Genomic DNA, 23,359 nt, shown 5'->3' on the forward strand with positions numbered 1-23,359 from the left:
CTGACCTCGGACGACCCGCAGAATCCCCAGCTCAGCCCCGATTTTGAGGGTTTTTGATCTTAGTCGTTGATGGCCGCTGGGATCACCCCTTGTATCGCCTTCTCATGGCCCGGTCATGGTCCGGCATGGTCCCGGACCCACGGATACTCATGGTCCCGCATGGTCCCGGCCCATGAAAATTGTCCCAGGTCGGGGTAGGGTGGGACCCGTCTACCAAACAGTGAAGCCCCGGCCTGATGGGCAGGTCCGGGGCTTCTCCGACACCAGGAGGGCTTAGCTCCCGTGTCCCACGTTGACGATACCGAGGACGAGACCACCAGCCGCACCTATTACTTGATCCGGATCGGCATCATGGTCTCCACCATCTGCGCCGCCGGACTCTCCCTCGGAGACCAGAGCCAGCTCGCGGTGAAGGTCATGGGCTGGACCGGCTGGGGCGGCTTGCAGCCATACCTTCTTCCCGGCTCGGTGATCGCCCTGGAAGCCGTGTGCCTGATCATCTACAACGTCGTTCGTGACCACCGACGCAAGACGTTGATCTTCCGCTGGTCCATCCTGGCGACCTTCGTCTCCGCGAGCCTCAACATCATCTGGTCCAGGATCCACAACGGGTACGACTCTCCGGCCGAGTGGCTCGTGTGGTACATCGCCATGGTTCCCAACGCGATGCTTCTCGCTTCTCTGAAGGTCGGTACCTACCTCACGCCGCCCAGGAAGAAGAAGCCGCTTCCCGTCCCGCCGAATTCCGGGCCAGAGGATGAGAAGCAGCCGGTTCCCAAGCCGCCGGAGGACAAGAAGCCGGAGGAGAAGCCGGAGGAACTTCCTGCCCCGCCTCCTGAGAAGCCGGTACTTCCCAAGCCTCCTGTCCTCGTCCCGCTTCCCGCGTTCGGGAAGGAGGAGGAACTTCCTCGGAAGACGGTTCTCATCTGCCTCCAGGAGATCACCGAGCGGAAGTCAGCCAACCCGGAAGACGATCTGGCGGAGCTGTCTGGCGGCTTCCTGGAGAGGACCTACGGCCGGATCGGCAGGCGCGGCTGGACCAACGCCAAGAAGGAGGCGCTCCAGTTGTGGGAGAAGGATCCGGACAAGTGGCGGCAGCTTCTCAAGACGCGCGTGAGCGCCTGACGGCATAGCGAAGGCCCCCAGCTCCAGATCGGGAGTTGGGGGCCTTCGCGTTGGTCTGAAGTCTATGCGGCGAGAAGTGACAGCAGGTCTGGCGGCGTCCACGTCGGCGGCTTGAGGATCTTACCGTCCTCGCGCTTGTGGATCTTGCCGTCGGGCCACACCTTAGCGAGGTTGGCCGCGTGGACGGTGCGGATGGCCGCGTCCAGCGGGAAGCTGTGGACGAAGGCGGCACGGTTGACCGCGCGGTCGAGCAGATCGAGCGCGGCTGCCAGCTTCCGGCGCATACGCGCTTCGTCTTCGCCTCCGGCCGCCGTACCTTCGAGGTAGGCGAAGATGTCCAGGACGAGATCGTTAGCCTCGGCCATATCTGCGTCGTAGCTGAGTACGAGCTGCGCGGGCTCCAGCTCCAGCGCGTGGCGTGCGTAGGCGGTGACGTAGCGGACGTCGGCCAGCTCGCCCAGGAGGGCGGCATGTGTAGAGAGGACGTCCGGCCTGTATTCGTCGGCGGCCTGACGGACCTCTTCGACTTCCTCGGCGATGAGGTTCCGGCAGCGGGCGAGCAGGTCGTTGCGGGTCTGAGGGGTGACCCGCTGGATGGAGTAGGTGTCGAAGAACTCGGCGATAAGCTTCAGAATTTCGGGGGTTTGCAAACTACTTTTCCTCGGCTGAAGGGGATGACTCCACCAGCCTAGCCAACTCCTCTGGGGAAAGTTCTTCCAATACACCCCGATTCTCAAGGAAGAGAGCTACCGCCTCATCGCCCACTTTGCCGCGCGTGCTGACCTTGAAGCCGGACGGCAGTTTGCCTAGCTTGCCCAGGACGCGAAGGCTCTGGCGGATGGTGGCGTCGTCCCACTTGTCCTCGGTCGTGGTGGCGGTGTGGATGGTCAATTCGACCTTCGCGGCGAGGTCGCGGGCTGAGCTTCCGGTGATCATCTCTCCGATGTGCGGCTCTATGATCTTGAGAAACGCCTGCTCATGCTCGTTACAGAAGTCCATCGTGGCGACCAGGCTGAGACGAGCCGACGTTAAACGTAGAGGGTCACGGGTCTTAGGTAGGAGTCGGCCACAGATACGGCCTTCCTTCTCGTCCAGGAACCGGCAGAAGCGGCGGCGGTCCACGTCACTCTCCGTAGCTAACGGTGTCTGACTGTATGGGCACATCGTGCAGTATTTGGATACCGACTGTCAAACTGCTGAGCCACCAATCAGGTGTCAAATATGAGATTAGTAAACTTTCTATAAGACAAAGGCCCCGCACTGGTAGATCTGTACGGGGCCTGGCCAGGGGTTTATGGTGCTATTCGATCATTCGTTCGAGTCCGATTCGGACTGGTCAAGGGGGAACGGTCCTGTCGGCTTGGCTCTGAAGAACGCTTCAATAAGCTGCTTGGCCTGACGTCGCATGATGACACGGTGCGCCTCGCTCAGGTCGCGCCTGTTGCCCACGATGAACGTGAAGCGGTCCAAGATCGCAGCGAGGTTCCCTTTCTTGACGAGCGGCGCGCATCGGTCGCAGGCTCCCCATCGCTCGTCATACGCCTTGCCTTCAACCTGGGGGCTGTCTTCGTCCTGCCCCTCGTAAGGGACGAAGACCACGCCTTCGGTGACGAAGTTCCAGGAGATCCCCGTGGTCCCGCAGAAGTCGCAGACCGTGGCGGCACGGCTGGGCTTGCCAATAGTCGGCTTCGGTTCGTGATCGTCGATGTCCTTGGTGCCGACGGCATGACTGAAGACGGTGGCTCCGGCGACGTCCGTCCAGTCGAGAGGCGCTCGGCAGACGGCGCAGATGAGCGTGCCTTCCTCTGCTAGTTTCGCCGCCTCAGCCCGCTTGGCGGGGTTGCCGCTCATGCCGCGTCTCTGCTTGGCCTTCTTCTTCGTCACGTCTCTACTCCTACACCCTTGTGTCCTTGTGTGGCCGCCAACGTTGCATAGAGTTCCCCAGTTGTGCAACATTGGTTTCTCACAAGTCAGAACCATCCGGAGCACCCCTTGACCCGCTACCTCGTAGACCTCGAAGCCGCCGCCCATTACTCAGCGATGCCTGCCGACGGCACGGCCATCAGCTCCCCGGATTTGGGCATCGTCTACATGAATCGCCCCCTGGGCCTCATCGCCACCCTGTTCAGGGGCGACTTCCAGGACATCAAGCAGGCCGCCGACGCTGCATACGACACCTTCGTCCGCGTCCTGGAAGAGCACCTCCAGCCCGGAACTTTCGAGATCACCACAGTCAACGCCCGCAAGGCCCCCGAAGCACCGAAGGAGAAGATCTGATGCACAACCTGCCCGCCCGCGTCGGAGCGGCGGGACCGGCCGATCCGGTCGAGAGCTACATGCGCACGCTGGCCCCCGGCAGCCGCCGCACGCAGCGTGAGTGCCTGGATCACATCGCCTCCCTCATGAAAAATGCGAAGACGTCGGCCGACGAGGTGTCCTGGCACCTGATGCGGTATGAGCACACCTCGGAAGTCCGGGAGAGGATGTGCAAGAAGGGCTGGTCGGCCTCATACATCAACAAGCACTTGGCAGCGCTGCGCCGGGTACTCAAGGAAGCCTGGCTGCTGCGGCTCATGAGCGCGGAGGACTACCAGGCCGCGATCAACGTCCCGGCGGTCAAGGGCACGCGCGTGCCGCGTGGTAAGCACATTCCGGCCGACGTCGTCAGCACTGCTGTGGGGGAGCTGGAGAGCGATGGCACGCACCTGGCCACTAGGAACGCCGCAATCCTTGCCCTGTTCCGATACACCGGCATGCGGCGCGCGGAGCTGGGCTGGGCTCGCGTTGAGGACTACGACCGCGAAGCAGGCGAGATCAGGGTCATCGGCAAGGGCAACCGTGAGCGCAGGATCCCGCTCGATGGGCGAGCCGTGCGCCTGCTGGAGGCATGGCTGGCGGTACGTGGCGATGCGTCAGGACCACTGTTCATTCCCCTTGGCGGGAAGTTCGTGAGGGAGTCCACCTCGCGCGAGCGCTACCTGTGCGGGCAGGCCATCGCCGACATCGTCAAGAAGATCGACGCTACGCCGCACGATTTCCGGCGGACGTTGGTGGGTGATCTCCTGGACGCCAATGTGGACCCGGCGACGATCATGGACATCACCGGGCACGCGAGCTACCGCGTCATGCTCGGCTACGACCGGCGCAAGGGCGCTCGCGCACGGGACGCGCTGGCGAAGCTCGCCTGATCAGGCGTCCTGCTGTGAGGGCTTGCGCGGTTTCTTCGGGGGACGGGTACGATCCATCGGCCGCTCGCCTGTCGTGATCTCCCGGTAGCGGGCATACACCCCAGCCTTGGACATTCCCACTTCCCTCGCGATATCCGCGAAGGACAGGTTGTGATCGTCGCGCAGTTCTAGGATGACCTCGTCCCGGACGTCTTCGTTTCTCGGAGCGCCTTGCGGGCGTAGGTCCTTGAATCCGGTGTTGACGAGGTAGTAGCGGACGGTGGACTCGTGGACGCCCATCGCCTCGGCGACGGCGTCGAGAGACTTCTTCTCCTTGTAGATCTTGGCAGCCTCGCGTCCCTTGGCCGCTATGGGATCTTCGGCCGTCTCCTCTACCTCACTCATCCTGCGCCTCCGGCCCGATTTTCGTTGGTCCTACTCTAGCTGGGAGCGCCGGATGCGTCAGTTTGTAGATCGCGGGTTCGGCGTGCGATAGTGGCTCCGGAAGGTGCCCGCTGCATCTTTCTGTGTGTTTGGCATATGAAGCCTCGGTCTTGCACGGGCCGGGGCTTCTGCCATGTCAGGCCCCGATCTCTTTGGCGTCAGGGAACATGCGCAGGATCCCCACGCCGGTCGTCCGGTCGGCCGACGCATCGAGCACCCACGTGTCCTTGGTCAGGACGTAGGGCCACTTCGTCTCCTGGCGCAACTCCTCATACAGTCGCTCGGCCGCCGCTCGGGCCGCCGCCTCGTCGGCGTAGGCAGTGACGTACAGCGGATTGCCGAGAAGCTCGCAATGGGCCGCATCGAGCACCCCAGCTCCTTCCGGCTCGGCGGCCTCGCATCCGATACCGGCTGCTTCGAGCTTGCGGGCCAGGTCGCGGGCGGCGGTCGAGGTGGCAGCGGTCGCGCTGGCGGGATCTGAAGGAGCTGCCTGCGGGGACGGCGATGAGGAGAAGATGCCGCAGCCTAGAACGGTCCAGAGAGGGACCAGGAGGGCGGCCAGTCGTAACGCTCGCATGCCCGGCAGGGTACCGCACAGCCAAATGCGTGAGAGATTCCCCGATTTTCTGCTACTCAGTGTGCCATTCCATTTGCATTATCGAATGCTAGTGACTAGGTTTGGACTTAGAAAGTCCGAAACACACACAGAGTTCAGCGGAGTACCAGTGGCAAAGAGGATTGTAGAGACCCTGATCGACGACCTCGACGGAGGTGAGGCTTCGGAGAGCGTCGGCTTCGCTATTGACGGCGCGTCCTATGAGATGGACCTGTCCGACACCAACGCGAAGAAGCTGCGCGATGCGCTCGCGCCTTTCGTGGAGAACGCCCGCCGCGTCTCCGGTGCTCATGTGCGCCGCCGTCGCTCCAGCTCTGCCCTGAGCAGGGAGAAGTCCAGGGATATCCGGGAGTGGGCCAAGGCCCAGGGCATCCCCGTCAGCGAGCGCGGCCGGATCGCATCCACCATCGTGGAGAAGTACGAGGCCGCTCACTAAGTAGCACGCCAAAGCCCCCGACTCTACAAAGGAGCGGGGGCTTTATGCGTTTCAAGCAGCGGTCGGATTTTCGCCAGCGGGACGGTCCATCCATTGAGCTGCCCAGCACTGCGAAAATGCGTCGTCGGCGGGCGCGGCTTGCGGAGGAACCGGCGTCAGGTCAGGGTGGACTGCTACTTCCGGCGCGGGGAGATCGCGTAGGCTGCCGAGAGCGACGCGCACGATGGACAGATGCATCGTCGGTGCGAATCTCGCCTCGTCGATGGTGTTCTTAACCACTTCGAGTACCTCTGCCGTCGAAACGTCCCCCGAATCCGTTCCCGGTGCCAGGACGACCGCCGGATTGCTCGCTGCCCAGTGGGCCAAGCTCTCACGGAGGCGGTCGAGTACCTGGAAGATCTCGCCCTTGCAGGCTTGCATGCCGGTAATCACGGAAAACCATTCACGCGCTCGTGCCTGGCTGCTCTCCATCGCGTCCAGGAGCATGGCTGCCTGGCGCAGGGATCGAGTCGCATCTTCCAGCGACTCCACGACGCGCGATAGGTCGTTGATCACTTATCTCCACCCTCTGATTGCTATGTGGGATTAGCGGCCCGCTCCCCACGGCGGTCCGCGTGGCGCACGGCAGCATCCCCTTGGCTGCCGCGCCTTTATGGCAACGGCGTCACCAGCCGATTGCGCCCATCTGCTGTGCGGAGACGGGCTCGCGAGACGGCGACGCGGAAGTGTCGGTGTCCGCAACTAGGGTCTGCTCCTGGGTAAGCGGCTCGTCCTCGGCCAGAGCGGCGGCCGGAGTGAGGAGGAACAGGATCGCTGCGGCAGCGGTGCCAGCGGCACGCTTGAACATGTGAGTTATCCTGGGGTTTCGTGTTTACCGTGTGGCAAACAGGGTGAAAGACCACCTGCGGGTGGTGCATGGAATATGTAACCGGTGGGCTGGTTGTGACGTCTAGGGGTTTGGGTGTCGGAGGTGGACATTGTCCTAACTCCGCCACATCGCGCCGTTACGTACTTGAGACGTTCTTTGGATCGTTCTTAGACCCTTCGTCCACTGCACAACCATTTTTGACCTGATCTACCCATCAAGGAGATCTGGAGTTATGCTGCTTACCCGCGTGACATGACAAGGAGTAACGAAACGGGTGCAGAATGCAGCAGGTTCTCGGCTTGTCTCCAGCGGAGCGGCAAGTCCTTACGTACCTCATCGCTCACGGCTACGACCGGGAGGAGCTGGAGACACAGTTCGGTGAAGACGTCCACAGGATCATCGAGTCCCTACGCGACCAACGCGCCGTTTACGGCGATCCCCCGACTCCCGTACAGCCATCGCTCGTGTTCGGGCGCAAGCTTCTGGAGGAAACCTCCGTCATCGTGCAAAGCCAGGAAATGCTGGCTGACCTGGAGCGGCTCTTCCAGCTCCACTCCTTCCAGCACCAGGCCACGCAACCCTTCGAGCTGCTGTCCACCGCTGAGCAGGTGGGCACATACTTCGAGGCCGTCTACGACACGGCGCAGGTAGAGGTGGTCAACTTCTCCACCAGCCCGTACATCGTCACGTCCCAACGGGACAACCCCAGCCAGCGCCGGGCGGCCAACCGTGGCGTCCGGACCCGCATCATTGCCGAAGCGGCGGTGCTCGCCGAAGACAGCGGGCAATACGGCCTGCGGCATGCCCTCACGACCGGAGACGAAGTGCGTGCGGTGGACTCACTTCCCATGAAGCTCCTGGTCGCTGACCGATCTATCGGCATGATCCCGCTTCACCAGCCGGGACACCCTGACGTCGGCGCTGTGCTTCTCCTGCGCGGGAGTAACCTCCTCGAAGCAGTGGTATGCATGTTCGAGTACTACTGGGAACGCGCGATACCCCTCTATGTGGGCGAAGATGAAGTCGTCATCCGCTCCAGCAGCAGATATCGGCTGTCCCAACGGGATCGGGTCATCCTCGGGGCACTCCTGCGCGGCGCGTCTGATCAGACCATCGCCACCACCCTGGGCGTCAGCGTGCGGACCGTCCAGCGCGACATATCCGATCTGATGTCCATGGCCGGTGTCACGACGCGCATGCAGCTCGGCTACCTGGCACACATGCACGGGTGGGTGAACGATGTCCCACTTCGCTAAGTTCTTTCGCATTTGTCCGTAAACGCTTACGGTGTCTGGATCGGCTCCGGTGCCGAGGGAGGGAGCCGGAGGGAGGGGAGGCCCCGCCCCTGCTCGGGAGACACAATGATCCACCAGGTGGGAGGTGGACCGTCTCACGAGCAGAGGGGGCTTTCCGTCTCCGTACGCCGTCGGTCGGTCGCGTCGGTCAGGTATGGCTAGCCAGGACGGGCGTTACTCCGTCCCCAGGGCGGGATGTGCTACGAGGTCTAGCTTCCGGCCCGAATCCCCGTAGGGTCGGTCGTCGTCCGAGAAGTGGCGCTCTGCGCGCCCCAGCCTGAGCCTGCCGTGTTCCGATCCCCACCTCACGGAGTACGCCACACGCTGGGTCCGTGCCGGAACGGTGGCCTTCGTCGCGTGACGCGTTGGGGACCAATGACTGGTCGCCTGTAGCTTCAATCCCCTCTGGCCTGCTCGGCCTCTCACTACAACCGGTGGGTGAGCCGGTGGGAGGTACTCTTTCCGCCTCGTGCCTCCATGGCGGGCCGCCTGCCCTTGGGCAGCGCGGAGCGGGGGCTTCTGGTGCCCGCTGAACCTTGGGGGTTGTTCGACAGGCAAGATCCTAGACCCATCCATCCCGGTTCGGTAGACGTCTACCAAACTGGGATGAAAAGATTTCGCGATCGTCAGCCGCTCTCGCCCGCGCGCTGCGCGTCCAGCTCGGCCTGCTTCTGGCGGCGCGAGGGGTGGATCTTCTCCCGGATCACCACGCGGTAGCGCGTACGCTGCTTGCACGGCTGGTCCTTGACGGCCCCGCACTTGGGCTCAGGGCACATGACCTCGGCGCGCTCGTATCGAGCCGCCTGGTTCTTGACCCTGATCGTTCCCATGCGGGCCAGTCTACCGTCACTGGCGACGATCAGTCAGCGCCGATTTTCCTTCATGCCGAGATCGCCTTGCCGTCGATCAGGATGGGCTTGCGGTCGGCCAGCATGCCGATCAGCCGGTCCACCCGGCCGCGCTCGGCCTCGTAGTCCTTGCGGAGCTGGCGGGCGTCGCTCGTGCCGCCGTAGACCTCGTACAGGGCGTCCAGAAGAGAGTGCGCGGCCTGGACCGGAAGAGCGAACGACGGGTACGACTCCGCCGCCTCATCGATGTCTTCCCAGCGGTACACGTCCGGCGGTTCGACCATTCGGAGAATCTTGGTCGGGCCGTTGTCGTCCTGCTGGACGATGTAGAACCGCGTCTCGCGACCAAAGTCGTGATCCCGTACATACGCCTTAATCATGCCGAATCCGTTCAAAAGGGGACGAATAGCTCGACCCTATACATGATCCGGCTGGCGTTTGTAATGCCTACTTGGCGGCGTCCTTCTCGGCCCGCCTCTTGGCCAGCTCCTCCTCAGTCATCACGAAAGATCCCAAATTCGGCACGGTGTAGATGAGATCCCGCCGCTGCAACAAGGCGATCGTCTTGTAGACGGTGTTCTTGGCGATCCCGAATTCCTGCTGCATCTGGGTGACGCTGGGGATCGGCTGCCCCGGCTGGTAGGTGCCCTTCTTGATGCGCTCCTCCAGGATGACAGCCACCTGCTCATAGCGCGTCTGATCCGGCCGAAATTCGATCACGAGCCCGACGATAGGAGCCTCCGCCAGCGCTCCGGCGCGCGAGAGCGCCTATGCCAGCCCATGAGCTGGCATAGGTTGCACTAGTACGGTGTAGGCCGGTGACTATGCTGAGCAACATGAGCGCTGCTTCCGTACCTCTGCCCGAGATTCAGAGCTACACCGTTGAAGTCGATGGAGACGAGCTGGTTGCTCGCTACCGGGGCAACCCCCCGGTGCGCAGATGGATGATCGACATGGGGTGCCGAAGAACCGTCCGAGCCAAGACGCCGACAGAACTCATGGCTGATGCCGTGCGCAACCGCATCAAGATTTGGCGCGTGAGCACGTCCGCCGCCTATAGGCGAGTCTGCACTGTCAAGCACGCGAAGCGCGGTTGGAAGGCAGAGTGGTCCTGGGTGCCGGGGCGTGCGACATGAGTCCCCTGCGCAGCCCCGTGGATGAGCCGTACTGGGGATGTCCTGGGCAGTCCCCGCACCCCAAGCCGCCCCAGGAGGGTCACACCGTACTGGATTGGCGTGAGGACGTACCTCTTGGGAAGCAGTTCGAGGTCTGCCACTCGTGCGCCTGCCAGCGCATCTGGTATGAGGTGGTCCAGATCTACGGAACGCACTACATCCGCCGCGTCCACCGCGACGGCCAAGCACCCGATGCTTACTGCGGACCTTGGATGAGACAGACGCAAGCCCTGAGCCTCTTTGAGCACATCCTGGAAGGCCGAGCCTTCTAATGAGGTGCCCCTGCCCGAGGGCGGCTACATCGGGCAGGGACAGGGTCCCCCGGCTGGTCGTGCGCCCGTCCAACGGTGACCAGCCGGGGAACGTGTACCTGGAGGCACGCCTGGACCAGCAACACAGACGCCGGAAGCCGTATCCGACGGACACCCGTTGCCTCCAGGAGCTTTCATGACTTGACGGTGATCAAAGATCCCTGCTCAACCATCACCCAATCGCCATAGGCCAGCCCGAACTCCACGGGCGGCAGAAAGGTGACGATGTCGAGAGGTGCGATGTATTGGAAAACCTCCCAATTCACCGATGACGTGATCATCGGCTTGAGGGGCTTGTCCGGCTCCAGCGGCTCACCTATCTGGAACACGACAATGTTGCCGTACCTCAACGGCTCGTACGTACCGGCCTGGACGGACTTGCGGAACGACTCGAAGGCGTTATGAGTCACGCGGATGATGTGCGTAGGGTTACTCATCTCGCAGATTTCCACGTCCGACGTTCGACCGCCGCGACGGAACGCAAGGCCGGATCTCCCGGCCGCCGGAACAGCCTGGCGACGGCGAATCTCGGGCAGGCCGGATGGCCGGGCCGGAGCCGCTGGAGCACCCTGATAGCGGGTCTCAGGCAGGTTGTGCGTGGTCATGAGAAATCCTCTGGTAAGGCAACTGATCGCGCTGGTGGCCTTGCGGGAATGAACGATGGATAGCGCATGTTCTGGAGGTCTCCCGCAAGGCCCGGCATATGGCACCACCTCCTATCAGCGCGTTTTGATGGAGCGAAGAGCGGCTCGGCCTCCACACCCTCGGGCCTGCTGCACCCCTTCTGGAGACCCGGACTCACAGCGGGGACCACGATTCCGGGCCTCCGAGCAGCAACCGCTCTTCGCAAGGTTCTAGGCACGTCCGGTCCGGCGCGGATTAGGGTCTATGGCCAGCTCGAACCAGACGGCCACGCCGCTGTCTTCCTCACGCGTGCCCCATGCCTTGGCTATGTGCCGAATCAGGAGTAGCCCACGCCCGTTCTCAGCCATGGGGGCCGCGCGCTGTTCCGGAATCTTCCAGATCGGCCCCTCATCGACCACCTCCACGCGGTAGAGGTCGTCGGCGAGCAGTCCCCGTATGTGGACATGTCCACCAAGGCCGGACGATGAGTGCCGGACGGCGTTGGTCACGACTTCGGAAGTCAGCAGGCGCAGGTCTTCATGCAGGTCCGAGGCTCTGTCGAGATCCCGGCGAAGGGCCAATAGCCAGAAACCCGGAAACATTCGGGCAGTGGCCACCATCTCGGCCTCTCCTGGAAGCTTGACCTCGCCGATAAGCCGCATTTCCTGCGCTGTCACTGTCACCTCGCCACGTCCTCTTCTCATCGGTTCCGATGTGCCAGGATCGATAGCGCAGGCTCCTGCAACTCCGGAACATCTCCTCTGCGAATTCCCCGACTGTCACTGTCAACCATGCCGCTCACGAGCTACGTTGTCTCCAGAACCGATGTCAGGGCTATCCCAGACTTTTCCTGGCACCTGCCAGGTATTTCTGGCACCTCTCTGGCACCGACGCTTTGGAGGGATGCGATGCCTGCCGCCAAGGAGCTTGACCCGGATGCCAGTCCAGCGGCGCGCTTCGGCGCAGATCTTCGCAAATACCGCCTTGAGGCTGGTTTAAGTCAAACGCGGCTAGGCAAGGACGCGGGGTACAGTAAGTCGCGAATCGGAAATGTCGAGCGCGGGGACGAAGCACCCACCCGTGAGATGATCGTGAAGCTTGAGGAGGTACTTGGACTTGATGGGGAGCTGCTCCAGCACTGGCCCGCCATCAGCGGCGGCGCTGGCCCTGACTGGTTCCGTCCCTGGCCTCCTATCGAACGCCGAGCGCACTCCATCCTGACCTACGCGGCGATGGCCTTCCCCGGCCTCGTGCAGACTGAGGATTACGCGCGTGCCCTGTTCGCAGGAGAGCCGAACACCACGCCCAAGCAGGTAGAGGATGCGCTTACGGCACGCCTGGAGCGGCAGACGATCTTCAAGCGCGCCAAGCCCCCTGGATACCTGGCTGTGCTAGACGAAGGACTCCTGTATCGTCCAATCGGGGACGGTGACGTGGTTCGCCGTCAACTGGACCATGTGATCAAGATGGTTGAGCAACGTCTGATAGCCGTACAGATCTTGCCCTACGATGCCAGGTGCACGGCTGCGACAACAGGCCCCATCGTCTTGGCGCTGGAAGACGGAGTGCCAATCGCGGGACTTCTCGAAAACGCCCTTCAGGGGCGGGTCATCACCGACGCTGACGAGATAGCTCGGCTGATAGACCGACTCGACACCATACGGCGATCGGCACTTCCCCAACATCTGTCGGTGAAGCTCATCAAGGAGAGAGTGGACAAGTGGAATTGAGCAAGGAACTGCTGGCTGAGGTTGACGACCTCAACGGTTACGTCACCGCATCAGGAGGCACGGGCGGCGACTGCATCTATGCCAAGCCGCTGTCCAACGGCATGGTCGCCTTCTTCGACAGCGAGGCGGATGGGCAGCCCAAGACCATCGTGCGCGGTGCCGTTTGGAACAAGTTCATAGAGGGAGCCAAGTCGGGGACCTTCGACTTTTAGGCCCCACCCAGAAGGAAGCCCCTGGCATAGCGCCGGGGGCTTTCCTATGTCGATCATGAGCTGGGATGGGCGCTCTGGTGTCGCTCCAGTTGATAGCCGATCTCCCACAGCTCGCCGGACATTCTGGTGTCATTGACTTCGACCACCTGGCCATCGGAGGCGCGAGTCACGCGGACGATGCGGAGCAGCGCGACGCCCGGCGGAAGGTGGAGAGCCTCCTGCTCGGGCTCCGTGGGGATTGCTGCCACGACAGATTCGGACCACGCGAGAGGGCCGCGCCCCATCTCCTCCAGGCGGTCATAGATGCCGCCAGGCCCAGTGTCCGGCTCAGCCAGCACCGTCCCTCTTGCCACGCTGGCGGGGAGGTAACTGGTGGCGAGCTGCGTTGGCGTCTTGGTATCCGGATGGCCCATGACTCGGGATCGAATCACGACCTCTTCGCCGGGCTCGACGCCCAGAATCCGGGCGATGTCGTATGGCACAGGCCCCAATGAGACCGTCGGCGTCTCGACAGCAGCCCAGGGTTGTGCGGTGGGGTCGAAGTAGTAGCCGCGCTCATCTCGGTAGACCTGTCGAGCGCGGGTGAGTCGCTGGCGAGGGGGGTGTTCTCGGACGGTAGTGCCGCCCTTTCGGACGGGCTGGAGGAGCCCTTCAGCAGTGAGCTGGGCGACGGCGCGGCGTACGGTCGTCCTGCTACAGCCGAACTGTCTTTCCAGCTCCTCTTCTTTTGGGATCTTGGTTCCAGGGGGATACGCCCCACTCCTGATGGCCTCGCGAAGCTCGGCGGCGATGGCGTGCCAGCGTGCCATTAGGTCCTCCTTTGCCTCTCCCTGAGATTACATCACTATCTATTGACGGACAGGTGACGCAAGCCCACACTCCGGAATAGGTAGTTACCTATTTGTAGAGAGGAGGCGTACCAGGTGCAAGAGGACTTCGAGCGCGGGCGGATCACAGCCTTTTTCCGCCGAGTAGCCGACAGGATCCCTGTCGCCGACAGACCCTCGACCCTGGTAATTACCCACCTGCTGCAAGGGAGGCCACCCTTCCTGCACGCTGTGGCGCGTCTCTCCAACGTCGCGGCTGTACTGCCCAAGCCACGATCCATCGATCAAGACGCCTTGCGAGAGATCAAGGCAACGATGCAGGTAGACGACCTCAACCGGGCCAGATTCGGAGACCCCGGTCAGGTCCTTGCCTACCTCGAATCCCGCGTTCCGAGGCAGCGCGTCGCCATGCTCGACATCGGCGGCTACTTCGCTCCCGCACTCGACCATCTGGCCGCCCAGTTCTCGGGCGAGATCGTCGGCGTGGTCGAGGACACCGAGAACGGCCACCAGCGGTACGCGGAGCTGGACAAGCCTCCATGTCCGATCTTCAGCGTCGCGCGCTCGCCCCTCAAGGATCCGGAGGATTACTTGGTCGGCCAGAGCGTCGTCTTCTCCACCGAGGCCCTGGTACGTACTCGCGACGACATCCTGCACGGACGACCGGCCTGCGTGATCGGCTACGGCAAACTCGGCCGCAGCATCGCCGCCATGCTCCACGCCAAGCACATCGGCGTCACGGTCTACGACACCAACCCCATCCGGCGCTTGCAGGCGTTGTCCCAGGGGTTCCGCACCGCGCAAACGCTCGCCGACGGCCTGGCCGGTGCCGGGATCGTTGTCTGCGCCACAGGCAATCTCGCGCTGAAGGAGGACGACTTCGCCTGCATACCCAACGGCGCGTACATCGCCTCCGTGACCAGCTCTGACGACGAGCTGGAGCTGTCGGCCCTGCACGACCTCTACACCCGAGCACAGGTTTCCGATCACGTGACCCGCTACTCCACGACCGGCCACTACTTCTACATGCTCGCCGACGGCAACGCGGTGAACTTCCTCCACGGGGCGAGCGTCGGCAACTTCATCCTCCTCGTCCAGGCCGAGATTCTCGCGGCGCTGGCGCTGCTCGGATCCCGAGAATTCGAGCCCGGCATGTGGGAAGTTCCGGGAGACATCCGCAAGTGGATTGCGGCCGAGTGGCTGCGCTACTTCGATGGGGTGGCATGACCGACCAAATCCGCGAGGTACTCACCCCGTACCTCGCCGCCAATCCGGAGCGCGCCCCTGACGTCGTGGAGCTGATGGCCGCCCTCGCTGCGGGAGGCGATCTCACCTCGCGCAAGACCTTCCCGCTCCACGTCACCGCGAGCGCCGCCGCGATCAACGACAGGGGCAAGGTACTCATGATCCATCATCGCGGCCTGGATCGCTGGCTGCTGCCCGGCGGCCACGTCGAGCCCACGGACATCAGCCTCTACGGCGCGGCGCTGCGCGAGCTGGAGGAGGAGACCGGCATCCCCTGGCAGCACGCCGTCTCGCCTCCCACGCACGATGTCATTCCACTGGACATCGACGTCCACGTGATCCCTGCCAATGCGGCTAAGGGCGAGCCGGAGCACTTCCACGCGGACTTCAGATTCGCGTTCTGGGCCAAGGACTCCGACATCCGGCTTCAGTTGGAGGAGGTAAGCGACTACGCCTGGCGCGAGCTGAGCGACCTGCCTACCCCACGTCTGGTGGAAGCGGCCAGCCGCATCTGATCAACAGCGAAAGGCCCCAGAGCTATGGACTCTGGGGCCTTCACTCTCACACCCGTTTCCTGTAGATCTGCTCCAACTCGGCGTAGATGATCTCGTCGTCGAAGTCCGCCGCCTGCCAGCGGTACTTCAGCTCCACAGCCGACTCGTCAGCGTGGGCAACCCAGCAGTCCACCTCCAGGATCGGGCACCGCTTGTCCGGCTGGCCCCCGAGCAGATCCCAACCCTCAAGCATCTGCTCACGTGGCATATGCGTCCGCAGGAAGGCGTCGCCCCACTGCTTGACCTTCCGACCGTCGATCTCGGCCTCGAACATCATCGCCGTCTCGAAGGTGACCGCGCCCAGCTCCCCAGCCACGGCCCAGATGTGATTGGTCTCCAGGAGGAGGTCTGGCACCGGCCGGATCTCGCGTGTGCGGAAGACTCGACGAACAAGCGTCATCAGTCATCGTCCGGCGATATCAGGAGGGCTGCTGCCTCTTCCTTCGATCCCTCGGAGGCACCCTCCTGGGTCAGCTCCGCGTACCTCACAAGATCCTCACGGCGCAGGCGGTACCCGTTCTCGATGTTCACCCATGGACGGTCCCACCGGCTCCGCCCGCGCATGCTGGATGAGCCGTGCTCGTCAGCCGTGGCCAGCGACCGTGCCACCAGCTCGGCGTAACGCTCGGGCTCGTAGTCGGCCGTGGGGCGTAGACCAAGCTCCTTGTACTCGCGCCTACGCTCGGCCGCGAACTCCACCTCGTACTCGGCCAGCTCCTCAGCCGTCCCGGCGAACACCCAGTTCTCGATCTCGGTCTCCATGACCACGTAGAAGTCCTGGTCCCGGTCTGGCTTGATGTAGTAGTGGCTCACTGCTTCCTCTCGGGCTTCTGACCAAGTGGTTTGGGCGGCAGGAACACGCGCTCTCCGCCGACGATCGGCGCACCCTCCGGGCCGATCAACTTCTTGGTGATGATGAGCTTGGGCTTGTTCTCGCCCGTGCTTGGGAAGTACTGCCAGCGCCAATACGGCCTGCGGTAGAAGCGGACCGTGTACTCCCGGCCGGACGGCGACCTCGTCTCCTTGGTCTGATCCCCGCTGCCGGTCTGCATCCGGAAGCGCGTCACCTGAGTCTTGCCATTCAGGTTCGGGTGGATGCGCCGGGCCGACTGGAGCCGCGTCCGCGTCTTCTTGTCCCGCTCTTTTGGCTCCACAACTTCAAGAAGCTCCTGGGCGATGATCCGCCACCAGACCAGGAAGATCTGTACATACGGAGACCACTCGCGCTTCTTGGCGAAGTCGGGGTCCAGGCCCTCCTTCCACAGCTCCATGGAACCCTTGTCGCCGATCGTCCACACACACGAAGCAATCGGAAAGACGCGGGGATTGGCGTCCGGGGGGCCGTTCAGGTCGCTGATGCGTGTATAGATCAAGAGCATCAGCATGTGCGCGCCCGGTAGGTGGGCGTCATCGTAGAACGGAATCCGCTCGTCGTCTGCGGGGATCACGATCCACGACATCGCGGCCACCGGCATGGGCAGCTCGTCCGGGTCAGTCGGCGGCATGGGGTCAGGCAGCGGTTCCTCAAAGTACAGGAAGCCCGTGGGAGCAAGGATGTCCGTGGCGTAGGCCGTCTTCGACGGGTAACTCTCCCACGTCTGCTCAATGAGCTGACACACATCCTTGGGGGCCACGAAGGTCGGCCCACTCACCAGCTCGTCACGATTCAGCAGGCGCAATCCGTTTGCGGTACGGAGCTGGGCAGGACTAATCGGCCCGAGTGGTCTACCAGTCATGTCGGTCAGCAGCATTACCGACAGCATCATTCGCAGCCCGGCCTTATCGTCGCCGAAATATCGGATGAGGGAGAGGCGGCTCTTCACCGCCTCCTCCACAGCCGCTTTCTCGTCCATCACTCGTACCCTATTCCGCCGAATACTTCCCGGTCGGCCTCGTGGTGGTTCCTCACGATCTGCGCCCGCTCTTCAGGCGTGACGTCGAGTCCGCCGTTCTCCAGGATCCGGCGCACGTATCGGATGACGTCCTGCTCCTCATTGAACATCGCCAGGTCTACGTTGACGCCGAACGGCCCCTCCGGGAGGTGGTAGGTGATGTTGTAGTACCAGTCCTCCGGCGCGTCAGGACGGGAGATCTCAAGCTCATCGTCGCCGACGGTGAAGGTGATGGACTCGTTCGGCGTGTCCATCACGAGCACCGGACTGTAGTCCTTGAGCGCCTCCACGATGATGGCGGCGTCCTCGGGGTCCCAGGCGTTCCGGCGGACTTCGCTGACGTAGAGGCCCTTGCCCTGGTGGCCGTGGATGAGGTTCGCGTTCCGCAGGAGAGCGAGCGCATTCTTCATAGTGCTGACAGAGACGCCGTTCTTCTCCGCCATTTCCTTGATTGAGTGGAGCTGCTGCCCCGGCTCCAGGACGCCTCGGAGGATAAGGCGGCGCATGCTGTCCGCGATCTCCGTGTACGTCTGTGAAGGTCGGCTACCCTGGCTAGCTTGGTTACCCATGTCGAGGACTCTAGTGCACGGTCGATCACCTGTCTACCGGTTAGAGAAACGGCCCCAAGATGGCGTTGCAGTTTCTTGCACTACTCGCTTGCCGCTGGCTTGCCGCCCCTCCGGCCGCCTAGCGTGCTGGTCATGCCCAAATCGATCTACGACGAACTGTCCGACGTCTGCGCCGCCGTCATGGTCTGCGTCGAGTCCGACTTTCGGACCGACTGGCCCACCGAGGCGATTGACGCCATACTCGCGCGCCACGGCGAGAGCGCCGCCATCGCCAGCACCGCCACCCTCGTCAGGACCTTCTCCGAGAACTGGAAGGGAGTCGAGGGCGAGGCCATCGTGCAGGGGATCCTGGACAAGCTCATCAAGGAGACCGAAGTGCCCGGCGACTTCGAGGCTGCACGCGAAGCCATCGCCGCCGCAGTTCGCGGGGAGCCCTTCGTGCCAGATCCGAGCCTGGCCAGCTCCAGGGACGTCGTCTCCGCACTGCTCTGGGTAATCGTGCAGATGTAGTCATGAATGACGAAAGCCCCCGGATCTCTCCAGGGGCTTGTCTTCTAGCCGATCTTCCTAATCGCCGCTTTTCCCTCGGGGTGAATCTTGTCCGTGTAGAGGAATCCGGACTCGCTCGGCACGTTGGCCTTGACCTCGTCCTCGGGGAACCATCCCGCGCCCATGGACTCCACCGAGTAGACCTGGTCGTTCCGCCACTCGGTGACGCGGAACTTCTCCTTGTAGACCTCGAACTTCACCCGTTCTCCCTATCAGGCTCGTAGGTGTCGCCGTCGAACTCCTGCTCCGCCAGCCAGGCCAGCACCCGGCCCATCCCAATGTCGTCCAGGCCCTTGTACGGGCGCGGATCCTCCAGCAACGTCGGGATGCCGGACGCGGTCCGATCCTCGGCCCAGATGTAGTCCTTGCCGCCGAAGACGTCATCGATCCATATGGTCGGCCGGTCGCCAATGAACTTGGTCACCGGCCCGAACTTCGCCGTATAGCCGAATCCTGTGCCGCCGTACCGGCCGACCTCGATCTGCGGGAGGTCCTCCGGCAACCCGAGTTGCCTGGCCATCCATGCCAGTGCGGACGGCTCCGTCCTCCAGCTCGTCGCCCAGACGGCCTCCACGCGCGGCAGCACCTCGGCCAGCCAATCGGCGTGCGCCGGATTCACCCAGGCGAACCCAGACCGTTCCGGCCCGGAGTACATCCTGCGCTCGTAGCCGTCTGGCGCATCATCAGAAATCGGGTTGAAGACGCCGTCCACATCCATCACCAGATAGGGCTTCACAGCGAGCCCCCGTTCTTGAGCGGGTCGTCCTTCAGAGCTTCCGCAATCATCTGGTCCATCAGCATCTTGGCTTCGTCGGCCAGCCCCGACATGATGCGCTGGTACTCATGCAGCGCCGCCGTCTGCTCGGCCTGGTTTGCTCCCTGGGCCTTGCCGACGAACAGGTACACCTTCTTCTGATTCTCCTTGAGTACGTTCCAGGCCGCCTGGACCGCGCGCAGCCGCGCCATCTGCTCGTCGCTCACTCGTCATCCACCACTTCATTCAGCGGGAACTCCTCGGCGCTGGCCATCCAGTCCGTGGTCCAGGCCATTGTCCCGTTCTGCGTTATCCAGACCGTTCCGTCCAGGATCTTCTCGTTCGCGTAGACGGTCACGGCGTTGGACAGTCGCCGCACCGTGAGCTGCTCGCGCTCCTCCCGGCCGCACAGGACCTTGACCACGGCCTTGCGCATCTCCTCCTCTGTCGTGCACACAGCGACCTGAGTGGGGGCGAACGGCTCCAGTCCGTTCCGCCTGCGGTCGAGCGTCACCACCCACGCCTTCTCCAGCTCTGGCCGCTTCGCAGGCTCGGGCGTCACCGTCGGCGGCATGCACAACAGCGCGGCGGCCACGTCGTGCAGCGCCTCCATCTCGGCTTCGCGGTACTTGCGCATGTCCTTGTCGTTGAAGGTGTAGTTGTGCCCACCCCAGAACCAGAGCCGCTCGTACCGCTCGGCGAGTTCCTGCTGGACCGTCTCCATGTAGGCCAGCGCCACGGCGCTACCGGCCACGAGCGGGCGCAGGTGCCGGAAGATGTCCTTCTCCAGCGTCGGCTTGCTCACGCCGCATCCTCCTCCCACGTAAAGACGGTCTGGTCGGCCAGCCGCGCGACCTTCCATGTCTCGACCCAGACCTTGCTCCTGTCCTCGTCGGGCCAGCCGCCGTGCTCTGCGTACATTCGCCGGAGCGTCCGGAACACGCAAACCTTGTCCTCCGCCAGCTCCAGAACCTCACCGAAATTGATCGTCGGCTTGCCGTAGTGCTGGCCCACGAAGACGACCTTGTCTCCCAGCTCCAGCTCTTGGCCGATTGCGTCGCGGGTCACTTCGCCTCCCTTTCGGCCGCCCACTTGTCGAGCAGCTCGGCCAGCTCTTCGAGCTGCTCCAGGTTGAGCTTGGCCCCGAAGCGGATGTCGATGTGACGCTCGCGGATGCGCGTCATGGCGTCGGCGTAGCGCACGTCCCGCTCCGCCTGGGCGACCGTCTTGACGTGCGTCCAGGACTCCTTTTCGTTCTTGTTGCCGGTGTCCAGGCGGAACGTCGCCACGTGCTGGTTGTGGGAACCCCACTCGACGTCAAACAGAGCCCGGCGCACAGACGTCACCCTGCCCGGCCGTCCACCAGGAGGCTGGCTCTTGTCATAGCGCTGGAAGACGCGGACCTCGTCTCCCTCCTTGACCTCGATCACGACGCCTCCTGGCGGGCGAGCTGGAGGAAGGAGCAGGCGTGCTCCGGAAGCGATTCGAGAGACCTCGGTCGCAGGCGAAGACCGCAGTCGTCGCACAGGACACTGCCGGACATGGCGAAGTCCCTCTCAGCATCGTAGGAGATGGCCTCCGAGACCATGTCCCGGCTGAGCGTCCACTGGACGTGCCGGGAGTCGTTAGGCGAGATCGGCAAGAGCGACTCGGCGACGAGTCCCTCATCCCGGTAGTGGATGATGTCGGCCTGCTTGCCTTCGATGATGACGGGCATCCCGGCGTACAAATCAGCATGCGTGAGCATGGGTCTCCTGAGGGGTGGGGGATTTCAGGAGACCCATCTTCCTCTCCCGGTTTGGTAAACGCAAGCGGGCGCGGAGCGCCCGAAAACTACGCCTCCACCGTGACGTCCAGGCCCAGCTCCTTCAGCTCAGCCTGGAGGTCGTGCAGAGTGCTCGCCAGGCCCTCCATCTCGTCCTTGGCCTCGGCGAGGGTCTCGCGGTCGCCCTCCTTGTCAATCCAGGTCGTGGCGTACCCGACGAAGTTCTCCGTCGTCTCGATGTACTCGCCCAGCTTCTCCTCGATCGTTTCGAGGTCGGCCGTCAGGTTGGCCAGGGCAGTGAGGTGCTCGGCGATCTGCGGGAAGATGCCGCCCAGCTCCTCCAGCGCCTCGGCGTGCTCCACGAGGCTCGGCAGCTCCGTCTCCGTGAGCGACTGGACCTGAGTACGGCGGATCTCGGCATAGCCGGACAGGGTCTCGAACTCCGCTACGACCTCGGCCGCGTGGTCGCGGTTGTACGGCTTGCCCTGGAGCATCTTCTCCAGCGGGGTCAGTTTGGGCATAGGCATGCCAAGGGCTCCTGTCGCCAGGTGTGTGTTTGGGATGGCTCCACTCTTGCAGCCCCCGGCCGCCCGCCGCAACTGACGTCTGCGCAGGTCAAGATGCGTTTCAGAGGCCGTTTTTAAGGCTCGCGCACGCGTAATTAAGCGTTTCCCCAGCCCGCGAGGACCTCTCCGGCCCGCACTACGCGGGATTCTGGACGTAAACCTCGCCCGCAGCCGCGTAGAGCCACAATGTCACGGTTGCATAACACTGAGGTCCTGTCCGAGGAGCCGGTTAGGCTCCGGTTATGAACCTGCAAGAGATCATCGCAGCGAAGCGCCGAGAGTACGGAGCGGCCGAGTGGCGGCGCATGGAGCTGGAGGCCGAGCAGGCGACCGGCACGTGGATCGACTACCGGCGCGGTGTTGAGTGCTGGCGCTGCGGTCACACCAGCCGCCCCTGTGCCTGCCCCGAGTAGTCGCAAACGCGAAGGCGGACCTCCCGGCGACGTCTTGCTGTTCTTACGGGGAAAGCGCGACGGCAATCCTCGATGAAGGGCCGGGAGGCCCGCCACGTGCGCGGGAGGTGTTCATGTGGCCATAACCACCGTAAGGCTCTCTCGGGCCTCAATGGAGCCCGCGCACGCAACGAAGATACGCCTGCGCCCATGCTCCGGCAAGGCAATCACCAGAACTTGACGCCCTCACTCTGATTCGACCCAGAAGGTGGACGAGGCTCTGCCCGTGGCGTCGTACGTCAGCTTGACGATCTGCTCCGAGTCCGGCTGACCCAGGCACAGGCCGAACTCCTCCGCCAGCAGGCCCCGGTACTCCTCGTCCGAGATTGGCTCTCTGTGCCACGTCGAGACCGTGGCTGTTCCGTCTCCGTGATCACGCAGCACCGTGATCATCGTCTGCGGGTTCCCTCTGGACACGGGTTCGACCTTTCGCCGAATTAGCCCTAATTAATTGCTAATTAGCTCGAAGCGAATTAAATCTATTGCACGTGCAATTAAGGGACTGGCTCCTCGCGGTGTTAGGCGCACAGCAAGGAGCCAGCCGATGCTCCATCCTGCCAGCTCGACCAGCTCGACGGTCACCGAATCCCCGCAATTCCCCCGATTCGCCGCTTGTGACGTTACGTTAGCTAGCAGGTGCCGCACGTACAGGCCACTGTCTTCACTCTCTGTACTCCCGCCGCGTGGCTGGTCGGGCCGCTAGGAGGGACCCGCAAGATCATTTAAGGGTGGGGGGTGCCTGTCAAGCGCGAGCGGCTGTCACAGCGCGTTCTAGACCTGTTGCAGAACGCTAGAGAGACTTGTGAGAATGGCACTACTCACACATAGGACGTGACCAGGCACGATGTCACACAGTGATTTCTATACCATACGTGTCAAGCTCACGCTGTGTATCTAGACCAATCTCGGGGAAGCCCTACCGGCCACTGTCAGGAAATGATCTTCGGAGTCTGACAGTGCTGCCCGACCAACGGGAAACGGGAACGAATCCCCACTACTCTGGTTGGTTAACTGACAGCTATGTAAGGACATAAGCACAAAAGCGCTTGCAAGCCGCTTGCTCCAGCAATCACGGAATGCGCTTATATAAGTCAATTCGCATAGTTCCGACGGCGCGCGTGGCGCGCACGGAACGGGGGCACGCCGGGAAATCCATAGATGCCTCTATGCGTCTCTGTAGTACATCTAGGAGGCTCTATGGGCCTTGTTTGGTAGTCATTCCCCGAGCCCGATTTTCTCGCCTCTATGGTGCCTTGTAGGCCCGTAAATTCGTTCTCGGAAACCTATTGACTCTCTACTCGGATCGAGTAGTCTATGGATTGTTCGGCCAGCGGG

The 23,359-nt window shown here is 63.1% G+C and carries 38 protein-coding genes; 12 read left to right on the forward strand and 26 right to left on the reverse strand.

All coding sequences use genetic code 11. From position 1 onward, the window contains the following. Window positions 1–282: 282 nt before the first annotated feature. The gene (locus ID574_RS04775; RefSeq protein WP_188187490.1) at window positions 283–1,125 is read left to right on the forward strand and encodes a hypothetical protein; all 843 of its coding nucleotides are present in this window, start codon (window positions 283–285) and stop codon (window positions 1,123–1,125) included. Window positions 1,126–1,187: 62 nt separating this feature from the next. On the opposite strand, the gene ID574_RS04780 is transcribed toward ID574_RS04775, so the two are convergent. The 3 genes from ID574_RS04780 to ID574_RS04790 form a co-directional block, all read right to left on the reverse strand. Then, the gene (locus ID574_RS04780) at window positions 1,188–1,775 is read right to left on the reverse strand and encodes a pyrophosphohydrolase domain-containing protein (RefSeq protein ID WP_188187491.1); all 588 of its coding nucleotides are present in this window, start codon (window positions 1,773–1,775) and stop codon (window positions 1,188–1,190) included. Window position 1,776: 1 nt separating this feature from the next. Further along, window positions 1,777–2,247, reverse strand: a complete 471-nt coding sequence (locus ID574_RS04785) for a hypothetical protein (protein WP_188187492.1) — start codon at window positions 2,245–2,247, stop codon at window positions 1,777–1,779. 186 nt (window positions 2,248–2,433) lie between these two features. Then, window positions 2,434–3,009 carry a hypothetical protein gene (locus ID574_RS04790; RefSeq protein WP_188187493.1) on the reverse strand — a complete coding sequence of 192 codons (576 nt, stop codon included), beginning with the start codon at window positions 3,007–3,009 and terminating at the stop codon, window positions 2,434–2,436. Between the two features lie 108 nt (window positions 3,010–3,117). Here ID574_RS04790 and ID574_RS04795 point away from each other — a divergent pair, with 108 nt between their 5' ends. Both ID574_RS04795 and ID574_RS04800 read left to right on the forward strand, forming a co-directional pair. After that, window positions 3,118–3,402 carry a hypothetical protein gene (locus tag ID574_RS04795; RefSeq protein ID WP_188187494.1) on the forward strand — a complete coding sequence of 95 codons (285 nt, stop codon included), beginning with the start codon at window positions 3,118–3,120 and terminating at the stop codon, window positions 3,400–3,402. A gap of 59 nt (window positions 3,403–3,461) precedes the next feature. Further along, window positions 3,462–4,313, forward strand: coding sequence for a tyrosine-type recombinase/integrase (locus tag ID574_RS04800; protein ID WP_188187495.1), 852 nt, complete (start codon window positions 3,462–3,464; stop codon window positions 4,311–4,313). On the opposite strand, the gene ID574_RS04805 is transcribed toward ID574_RS04800, so the two are convergent. Together ID574_RS04805 and ID574_RS04810 are read right to left on the reverse strand one after the other, a co-directional pair. Then, on the reverse strand, window positions 4,314–4,697 hold the full coding sequence (locus tag ID574_RS04805; RefSeq protein WP_188187496.1) for an AsnC family protein: 384 nt from the start codon (window positions 4,695–4,697) through the stop codon (window positions 4,314–4,316). It lies immediately after the preceding gene. A 175-nt stretch (window positions 4,698–4,872) separates the two neighbouring features. Continuing rightward, window positions 4,873–5,313, reverse strand: a complete 441-nt coding sequence (locus tag ID574_RS04810; protein ID WP_188187497.1) for a hypothetical protein — start codon at window positions 5,311–5,313, stop codon at window positions 4,873–4,875. Between the two features lie 148 nt (window positions 5,314–5,461). Here ID574_RS04810 and ID574_RS04815 point away from each other — a divergent pair, with 148 nt between their 5' ends. Beyond that, complete coding sequence (locus ID574_RS04815) at window positions 5,462–5,788, forward strand: histone-like nucleoid-structuring protein Lsr2 (protein WP_188188298.1); 327 nt, start codon at window positions 5,462–5,464, stop codon at window positions 5,786–5,788. 51 nt (window positions 5,789–5,839) lie between these two features. Here ID574_RS04815 and ID574_RS04820 read toward each other — a convergent pair whose 3' ends face one another. Beyond that, window positions 5,840–6,343, reverse strand: coding sequence for a hypothetical protein (locus tag ID574_RS04820; protein ID WP_188187498.1), 504 nt, complete (start codon window positions 6,341–6,343; stop codon window positions 5,840–5,842). Window positions 6,344–6,452: 109 nt separating this feature from the next. Next, window positions 6,453–6,635: a hypothetical protein gene (locus tag ID574_RS04825; protein WP_188187499.1), complete on the reverse strand. Its 183-nt coding sequence runs from the start codon at window positions 6,633–6,635 to the stop codon at window positions 6,453–6,455. Window positions 6,636–6,937: 302 nt separating this feature from the next. On the opposite strand from ID574_RS04825, the gene ID574_RS04830 reads away from it, so the two are divergent. Then, window positions 6,938–7,912, forward strand: a complete 975-nt coding sequence (locus ID574_RS04830) for a helix-turn-helix transcriptional regulator (protein WP_188187500.1) — start codon at window positions 6,938–6,940, stop codon at window positions 7,910–7,912. Window positions 7,913–8,577: 665 nt separating this feature from the next. Here the strand turns inward: ID574_RS04830 and ID574_RS04835 are convergent. The 3 genes from ID574_RS04835 to ID574_RS04845 form a co-directional block, all read right to left on the reverse strand. After that, window positions 8,578–8,781: a zinc finger domain-containing protein gene (locus tag ID574_RS04835; protein WP_188187501.1), complete on the reverse strand. Its 204-nt coding sequence runs from the start codon at window positions 8,779–8,781 to the stop codon at window positions 8,578–8,580. 50 nt (window positions 8,782–8,831) lie between these two features. After that, on the reverse strand, window positions 8,832–9,179 hold the full coding sequence (locus ID574_RS04840; RefSeq protein WP_188187502.1) for a hypothetical protein: 348 nt from the start codon (window positions 9,177–9,179) through the stop codon (window positions 8,832–8,834). Window positions 9,180–9,246: 67 nt separating this feature from the next. Continuing rightward, on the reverse strand, window positions 9,247–9,519 hold the full coding sequence (locus ID574_RS04845; protein WP_188187503.1) for a GntR family transcriptional regulator: 273 nt from the start codon (window positions 9,517–9,519) through the stop codon (window positions 9,247–9,249). A 116-nt stretch (window positions 9,520–9,635) separates the two neighbouring features. Between ID574_RS04845 and ID574_RS04850 the strand changes: the two genes are divergently transcribed. After that, window positions 9,636–9,935: a hypothetical protein gene (locus ID574_RS04850; protein ID WP_188187504.1), complete on the forward strand. Its 300-nt coding sequence runs from the start codon at window positions 9,636–9,638 to the stop codon at window positions 9,933–9,935. A 484-nt stretch (window positions 9,936–10,419) separates the two neighbouring features. Here ID574_RS04850 and ID574_RS04855 read toward each other — a convergent pair whose 3' ends face one another. Both ID574_RS04855 and ID574_RS04860 read right to left on the reverse strand, forming a co-directional pair. Then, window positions 10,420–10,890 (reverse strand): hypothetical protein, encoded by a 471-nt coding sequence (locus tag ID574_RS04855; RefSeq protein ID WP_188187505.1) that lies wholly within the window; start codon window positions 10,888–10,890, stop codon window positions 10,420–10,422. A 249-nt stretch (window positions 10,891–11,139) separates the two neighbouring features. Then, window positions 11,140–11,592 (reverse strand): ATP-binding protein, encoded by a 453-nt coding sequence (locus ID574_RS04860; RefSeq protein ID WP_188187506.1) that lies wholly within the window; start codon window positions 11,590–11,592, stop codon window positions 11,140–11,142. 225 nt (window positions 11,593–11,817) lie between these two features. Here ID574_RS04860 and ID574_RS04865 point away from each other — a divergent pair, with 225 nt between their 5' ends. After that, window positions 11,818–12,639: a helix-turn-helix domain-containing protein gene (locus tag ID574_RS04865; protein WP_188187507.1), complete on the forward strand. Its 822-nt coding sequence runs from the start codon at window positions 11,818–11,820 to the stop codon at window positions 12,637–12,639. Then, window positions 12,630–12,851, forward strand: coding sequence for a DUF397 domain-containing protein (locus tag ID574_RS04870; protein WP_223166374.1), 222 nt, complete (start codon window positions 12,630–12,632; stop codon window positions 12,849–12,851). The genes ID574_RS04865 and ID574_RS04870 overlap by 10 nt, the downstream gene beginning before the upstream one ends. Window positions 12,852–12,904: 53 nt before the next feature. On the opposite strand, the gene ID574_RS04875 is transcribed toward ID574_RS04870, so the two are convergent. Next, window positions 12,905–13,660, reverse strand: coding sequence for a GntR family transcriptional regulator (locus tag ID574_RS04875; RefSeq protein ID WP_188187508.1), 756 nt, complete (start codon window positions 13,658–13,660; stop codon window positions 12,905–12,907). Between the two features lie 114 nt (window positions 13,661–13,774). Here ID574_RS04875 and ID574_RS04880 point away from each other — a divergent pair, with 114 nt between their 5' ends. Then, window positions 13,775–14,905, forward strand: a complete 1,131-nt coding sequence (locus tag ID574_RS04880; RefSeq protein WP_188187509.1) for an adenosylhomocysteinase — start codon at window positions 13,775–13,777, stop codon at window positions 14,903–14,905. Further along, complete coding sequence (locus tag ID574_RS04885; protein WP_188187510.1) at window positions 14,902–15,438, forward strand: NUDIX hydrolase; 537 nt, start codon at window positions 14,902–14,904, stop codon at window positions 15,436–15,438. Before ID574_RS04880 ends, ID574_RS04885 begins: the two co-directional genes overlap by 4 nt. Window positions 15,439–15,484: 46 nt before the next feature. Here ID574_RS04885 and ID574_RS04890 read toward each other — a convergent pair whose 3' ends face one another. The 4 genes from ID574_RS04890 to ID574_RS04905 are packed head-to-tail and all read right to left on the reverse strand — an operon-like array spanning window position 15,485 to window position 17,938. Beyond that, entirely contained in the window at window positions 15,485–15,877 is a 393-nt protein-coding gene (locus ID574_RS04890) for a hypothetical protein (protein WP_188187511.1), read from the reverse strand. After that, the gene (locus ID574_RS04895; protein WP_188187512.1) at window positions 15,877–16,290 is read right to left on the reverse strand and encodes a hypothetical protein; all 414 of its coding nucleotides are present in this window, start codon (window positions 16,288–16,290) and stop codon (window positions 15,877–15,879) included. Before ID574_RS04895 ends, ID574_RS04890 begins: the two co-directional genes overlap by 1 nt. Further along, window positions 16,287–17,330, reverse strand: coding sequence for a hypothetical protein (locus ID574_RS04900; RefSeq protein ID WP_188187513.1), 1,044 nt, complete (start codon window positions 17,328–17,330; stop codon window positions 16,287–16,289). The genes ID574_RS04895 and ID574_RS04900 overlap by 4 nt, the downstream gene beginning before the upstream one ends. Then, window positions 17,330–17,938, reverse strand: coding sequence for a winged helix-turn-helix domain-containing protein (locus ID574_RS04905; RefSeq protein ID WP_188187514.1), 609 nt, complete (start codon window positions 17,936–17,938; stop codon window positions 17,330–17,332). Before ID574_RS04905 ends, ID574_RS04900 begins: the two co-directional genes overlap by 1 nt. A 132-nt stretch (window positions 17,939–18,070) precedes the next feature. On the opposite strand from ID574_RS04905, the gene ID574_RS04910 reads away from it, so the two are divergent. Further along, entirely contained in the window at window positions 18,071–18,448 is a 378-nt protein-coding gene (locus ID574_RS04910) for a hypothetical protein (RefSeq protein WP_188187515.1), read from the forward strand. A 44-nt stretch (window positions 18,449–18,492) separates the two neighbouring features. Here the strand turns inward: ID574_RS04910 and ID574_RS04915 are convergent, their stop codons facing one another. The 8 genes from ID574_RS04915 to ID574_RS04950 all read right to left on the reverse strand — a co-directional run bounded on the left by ID574_RS04915 (window position 18,493) and on the right by ID574_RS04950 (window position 21,533). Then, on the reverse strand, window positions 18,493–18,687 hold the full coding sequence (locus tag ID574_RS04915; protein ID WP_188187516.1) for a hypothetical protein: 195 nt from the start codon (window positions 18,685–18,687) through the stop codon (window positions 18,493–18,495). Further along, window positions 18,684–19,223 carry an HAD domain-containing protein gene (locus tag ID574_RS04920; RefSeq protein ID WP_188187517.1) on the reverse strand — a complete coding sequence of 180 codons (540 nt, stop codon included), beginning with the start codon at window positions 19,221–19,223 and terminating at the stop codon, window positions 18,684–18,686. Before ID574_RS04920 ends, ID574_RS04915 begins: the two co-directional genes overlap by 4 nt. Then, window positions 19,220–19,468: a hypothetical protein gene (locus tag ID574_RS04925; RefSeq protein ID WP_188187518.1), complete on the reverse strand. Its 249-nt coding sequence runs from the start codon at window positions 19,466–19,468 to the stop codon at window positions 19,220–19,222. Before ID574_RS04925 ends, ID574_RS04920 begins: the two co-directional genes overlap by 4 nt. Continuing rightward, entirely contained in the window at window positions 19,465–20,046 is a 582-nt protein-coding gene (locus tag ID574_RS04930) for a hypothetical protein (RefSeq protein WP_188187519.1), read from the reverse strand. Before ID574_RS04930 ends, ID574_RS04925 begins: the two co-directional genes overlap by 4 nt. Continuing rightward, window positions 20,043–20,309 carry a hypothetical protein gene (locus ID574_RS04935; protein ID WP_188187520.1) on the reverse strand — a complete coding sequence of 89 codons (267 nt, stop codon included), beginning with the start codon at window positions 20,307–20,309 and terminating at the stop codon, window positions 20,043–20,045. The genes ID574_RS04930 and ID574_RS04935 overlap by 4 nt, the downstream gene beginning before the upstream one ends. Beyond that, the gene (locus tag ID574_RS04940; RefSeq protein ID WP_188187521.1) at window positions 20,306–20,671 is read right to left on the reverse strand and encodes a beta barrel domain-containing protein; all 366 of its coding nucleotides are present in this window, start codon (window positions 20,669–20,671) and stop codon (window positions 20,306–20,308) included. Before ID574_RS04940 ends, ID574_RS04935 begins: the two co-directional genes overlap by 4 nt. Further along, entirely contained in the window at window positions 20,668–20,988 is a 321-nt protein-coding gene (locus tag ID574_RS04945; RefSeq protein ID WP_188187522.1) for a hypothetical protein, read from the reverse strand. Before ID574_RS04945 ends, ID574_RS04940 begins: the two co-directional genes overlap by 4 nt. Window positions 20,989–21,074: 86 nt before the next feature. After that, a complete protein-coding gene (locus ID574_RS04950; protein WP_188187523.1) occupies window positions 21,075–21,533 on the reverse strand; it encodes a hypothetical protein in 459 nt (152 codons plus the stop codon). Between the two features lie 281 nt (window positions 21,534–21,814). On the opposite strand from ID574_RS04950, the gene ID574_RS04955 reads away from it, so the two are divergent. After that, window positions 21,815–21,985 (forward strand): hypothetical protein, encoded by a 171-nt coding sequence (locus ID574_RS04955; RefSeq protein ID WP_188187524.1) that lies wholly within the window; start codon window positions 21,815–21,817, stop codon window positions 21,983–21,985. 225 nt (window positions 21,986–22,210) lie between these two features. On the opposite strand, the gene ID574_RS04960 is transcribed toward ID574_RS04955, so the two are convergent. Beyond that, on the reverse strand, window positions 22,211–22,441 hold the full coding sequence (locus tag ID574_RS04960; RefSeq protein ID WP_188187525.1) for a hypothetical protein: 231 nt from the start codon (window positions 22,439–22,441) through the stop codon (window positions 22,211–22,213). Between the last annotated feature and the right edge of the window lie 918 nt (window positions 22,442–23,359).

This window comes from Nonomuraea sp. SYSU D8015, from assembly GCF_008065375.1.
In the GTDB taxonomy this organism is placed as follows: Bacteria; Actinomycetota; Actinomycetes; order Streptosporangiales; family Streptosporangiaceae; genus Nonomuraea.

Coding starts and splice junctions, on each gene's coding strand:
- ID574_RS04800 (WP_188187495.1), top strand. CDS start 3,462: ATGCGCACGCTGGCCCCCGGCAGCCGCCGCACGCAGCGTGAGTGCCTG.
- ID574_RS04805 (WP_188187496.1), bottom strand. CDS start 4,697: ATGAGTGAGGTAGAGGAGACGGCCGAAGATCCCATAGCGGCCAAGGGA.
- ID574_RS04810 (WP_188187497.1), bottom strand. CDS start 5,313: ATGCGAGCGTTACGACTGGCCGCCCTCCTGGTCCCTCTCTGGACCGTT.
- ID574_RS04825 (WP_188187499.1), bottom strand. CDS start 6,635: ATGTTCAAGCGTGCCGCTGGCACCGCTGCCGCAGCGATCCTGTTCCTC.
- ID574_RS04830 (WP_188187500.1), top strand. CDS start 6,938: ATGCAGCAGGTTCTCGGCTTGTCTCCAGCGGAGCGGCAAGTCCTTACG.
- ID574_RS04835 (WP_188187501.1), bottom strand. CDS start 8,781: ATGGGAACGATCAGGGTCAAGAACCAGGCGGCTCGATACGAGCGCGCC.
- ID574_RS04840 (WP_188187502.1), bottom strand. CDS start 9,179: ATGATTAAGGCGTATGTACGGGATCACGACTTTGGTCGCGAGACGCGG.
- ID574_RS04850 (WP_188187504.1), top strand. CDS start 9,636: ATGAGCGCTGCTTCCGTACCTCTGCCCGAGATTCAGAGCTACACCGTT.
- ID574_RS04855 (WP_188187505.1), bottom strand. CDS start 10,890: ATGACCACGCACAACCTGCCTGAGACCCGCTATCAGGGTGCTCCAGCG.
- ID574_RS04865 (WP_188187507.1), top strand. CDS start 11,818: ATGCCTGCCGCCAAGGAGCTTGACCCGGATGCCAGTCCAGCGGCGCGC.
- ID574_RS04875 (WP_188187508.1), bottom strand. CDS start 13,660: ATGGCACGCTGGCACGCCATCGCCGCCGAGCTTCGCGAGGCCATCAGG.
- ID574_RS04885 (WP_188187510.1), top strand. CDS start 14,902: ATGACCGACCAAATCCGCGAGGTACTCACCCCGTACCTCGCCGCCAAT.
- ID574_RS04890 (WP_188187511.1), bottom strand. CDS start 15,877: ATGACGCTTGTTCGTCGAGTCTTCCGCACACGCGAGATCCGGCCGGTG.
- ID574_RS04900 (WP_188187513.1), bottom strand. CDS start 17,330: ATGGACGAGAAAGCGGCTGTGGAGGAGGCGGTGAAGAGCCGCCTCTCC.
- ID574_RS04905 (WP_188187514.1), bottom strand. CDS start 17,938: ATGGGTAACCAAGCTAGCCAGGGTAGCCGACCTTCACAGACGTACACG.
- ID574_RS04910 (WP_188187515.1), top strand. CDS start 18,071: ATGCCCAAATCGATCTACGACGAACTGTCCGACGTCTGCGCCGCCGTC.
- ID574_RS04945 (WP_188187522.1), bottom strand. CDS start 20,988: ATGCTCACGCATGCTGATTTGTACGCCGGGATGCCCGTCATCATCGAA.
- ID574_RS04950 (WP_188187523.1), bottom strand. CDS start 21,533: ATGCCTATGCCCAAACTGACCCCGCTGGAGAAGATGCTCCAGGGCAAG.
- ID574_RS04955 (WP_188187524.1), top strand. CDS start 21,815: ATGAACCTGCAAGAGATCATCGCAGCGAAGCGCCGAGAGTACGGAGCG.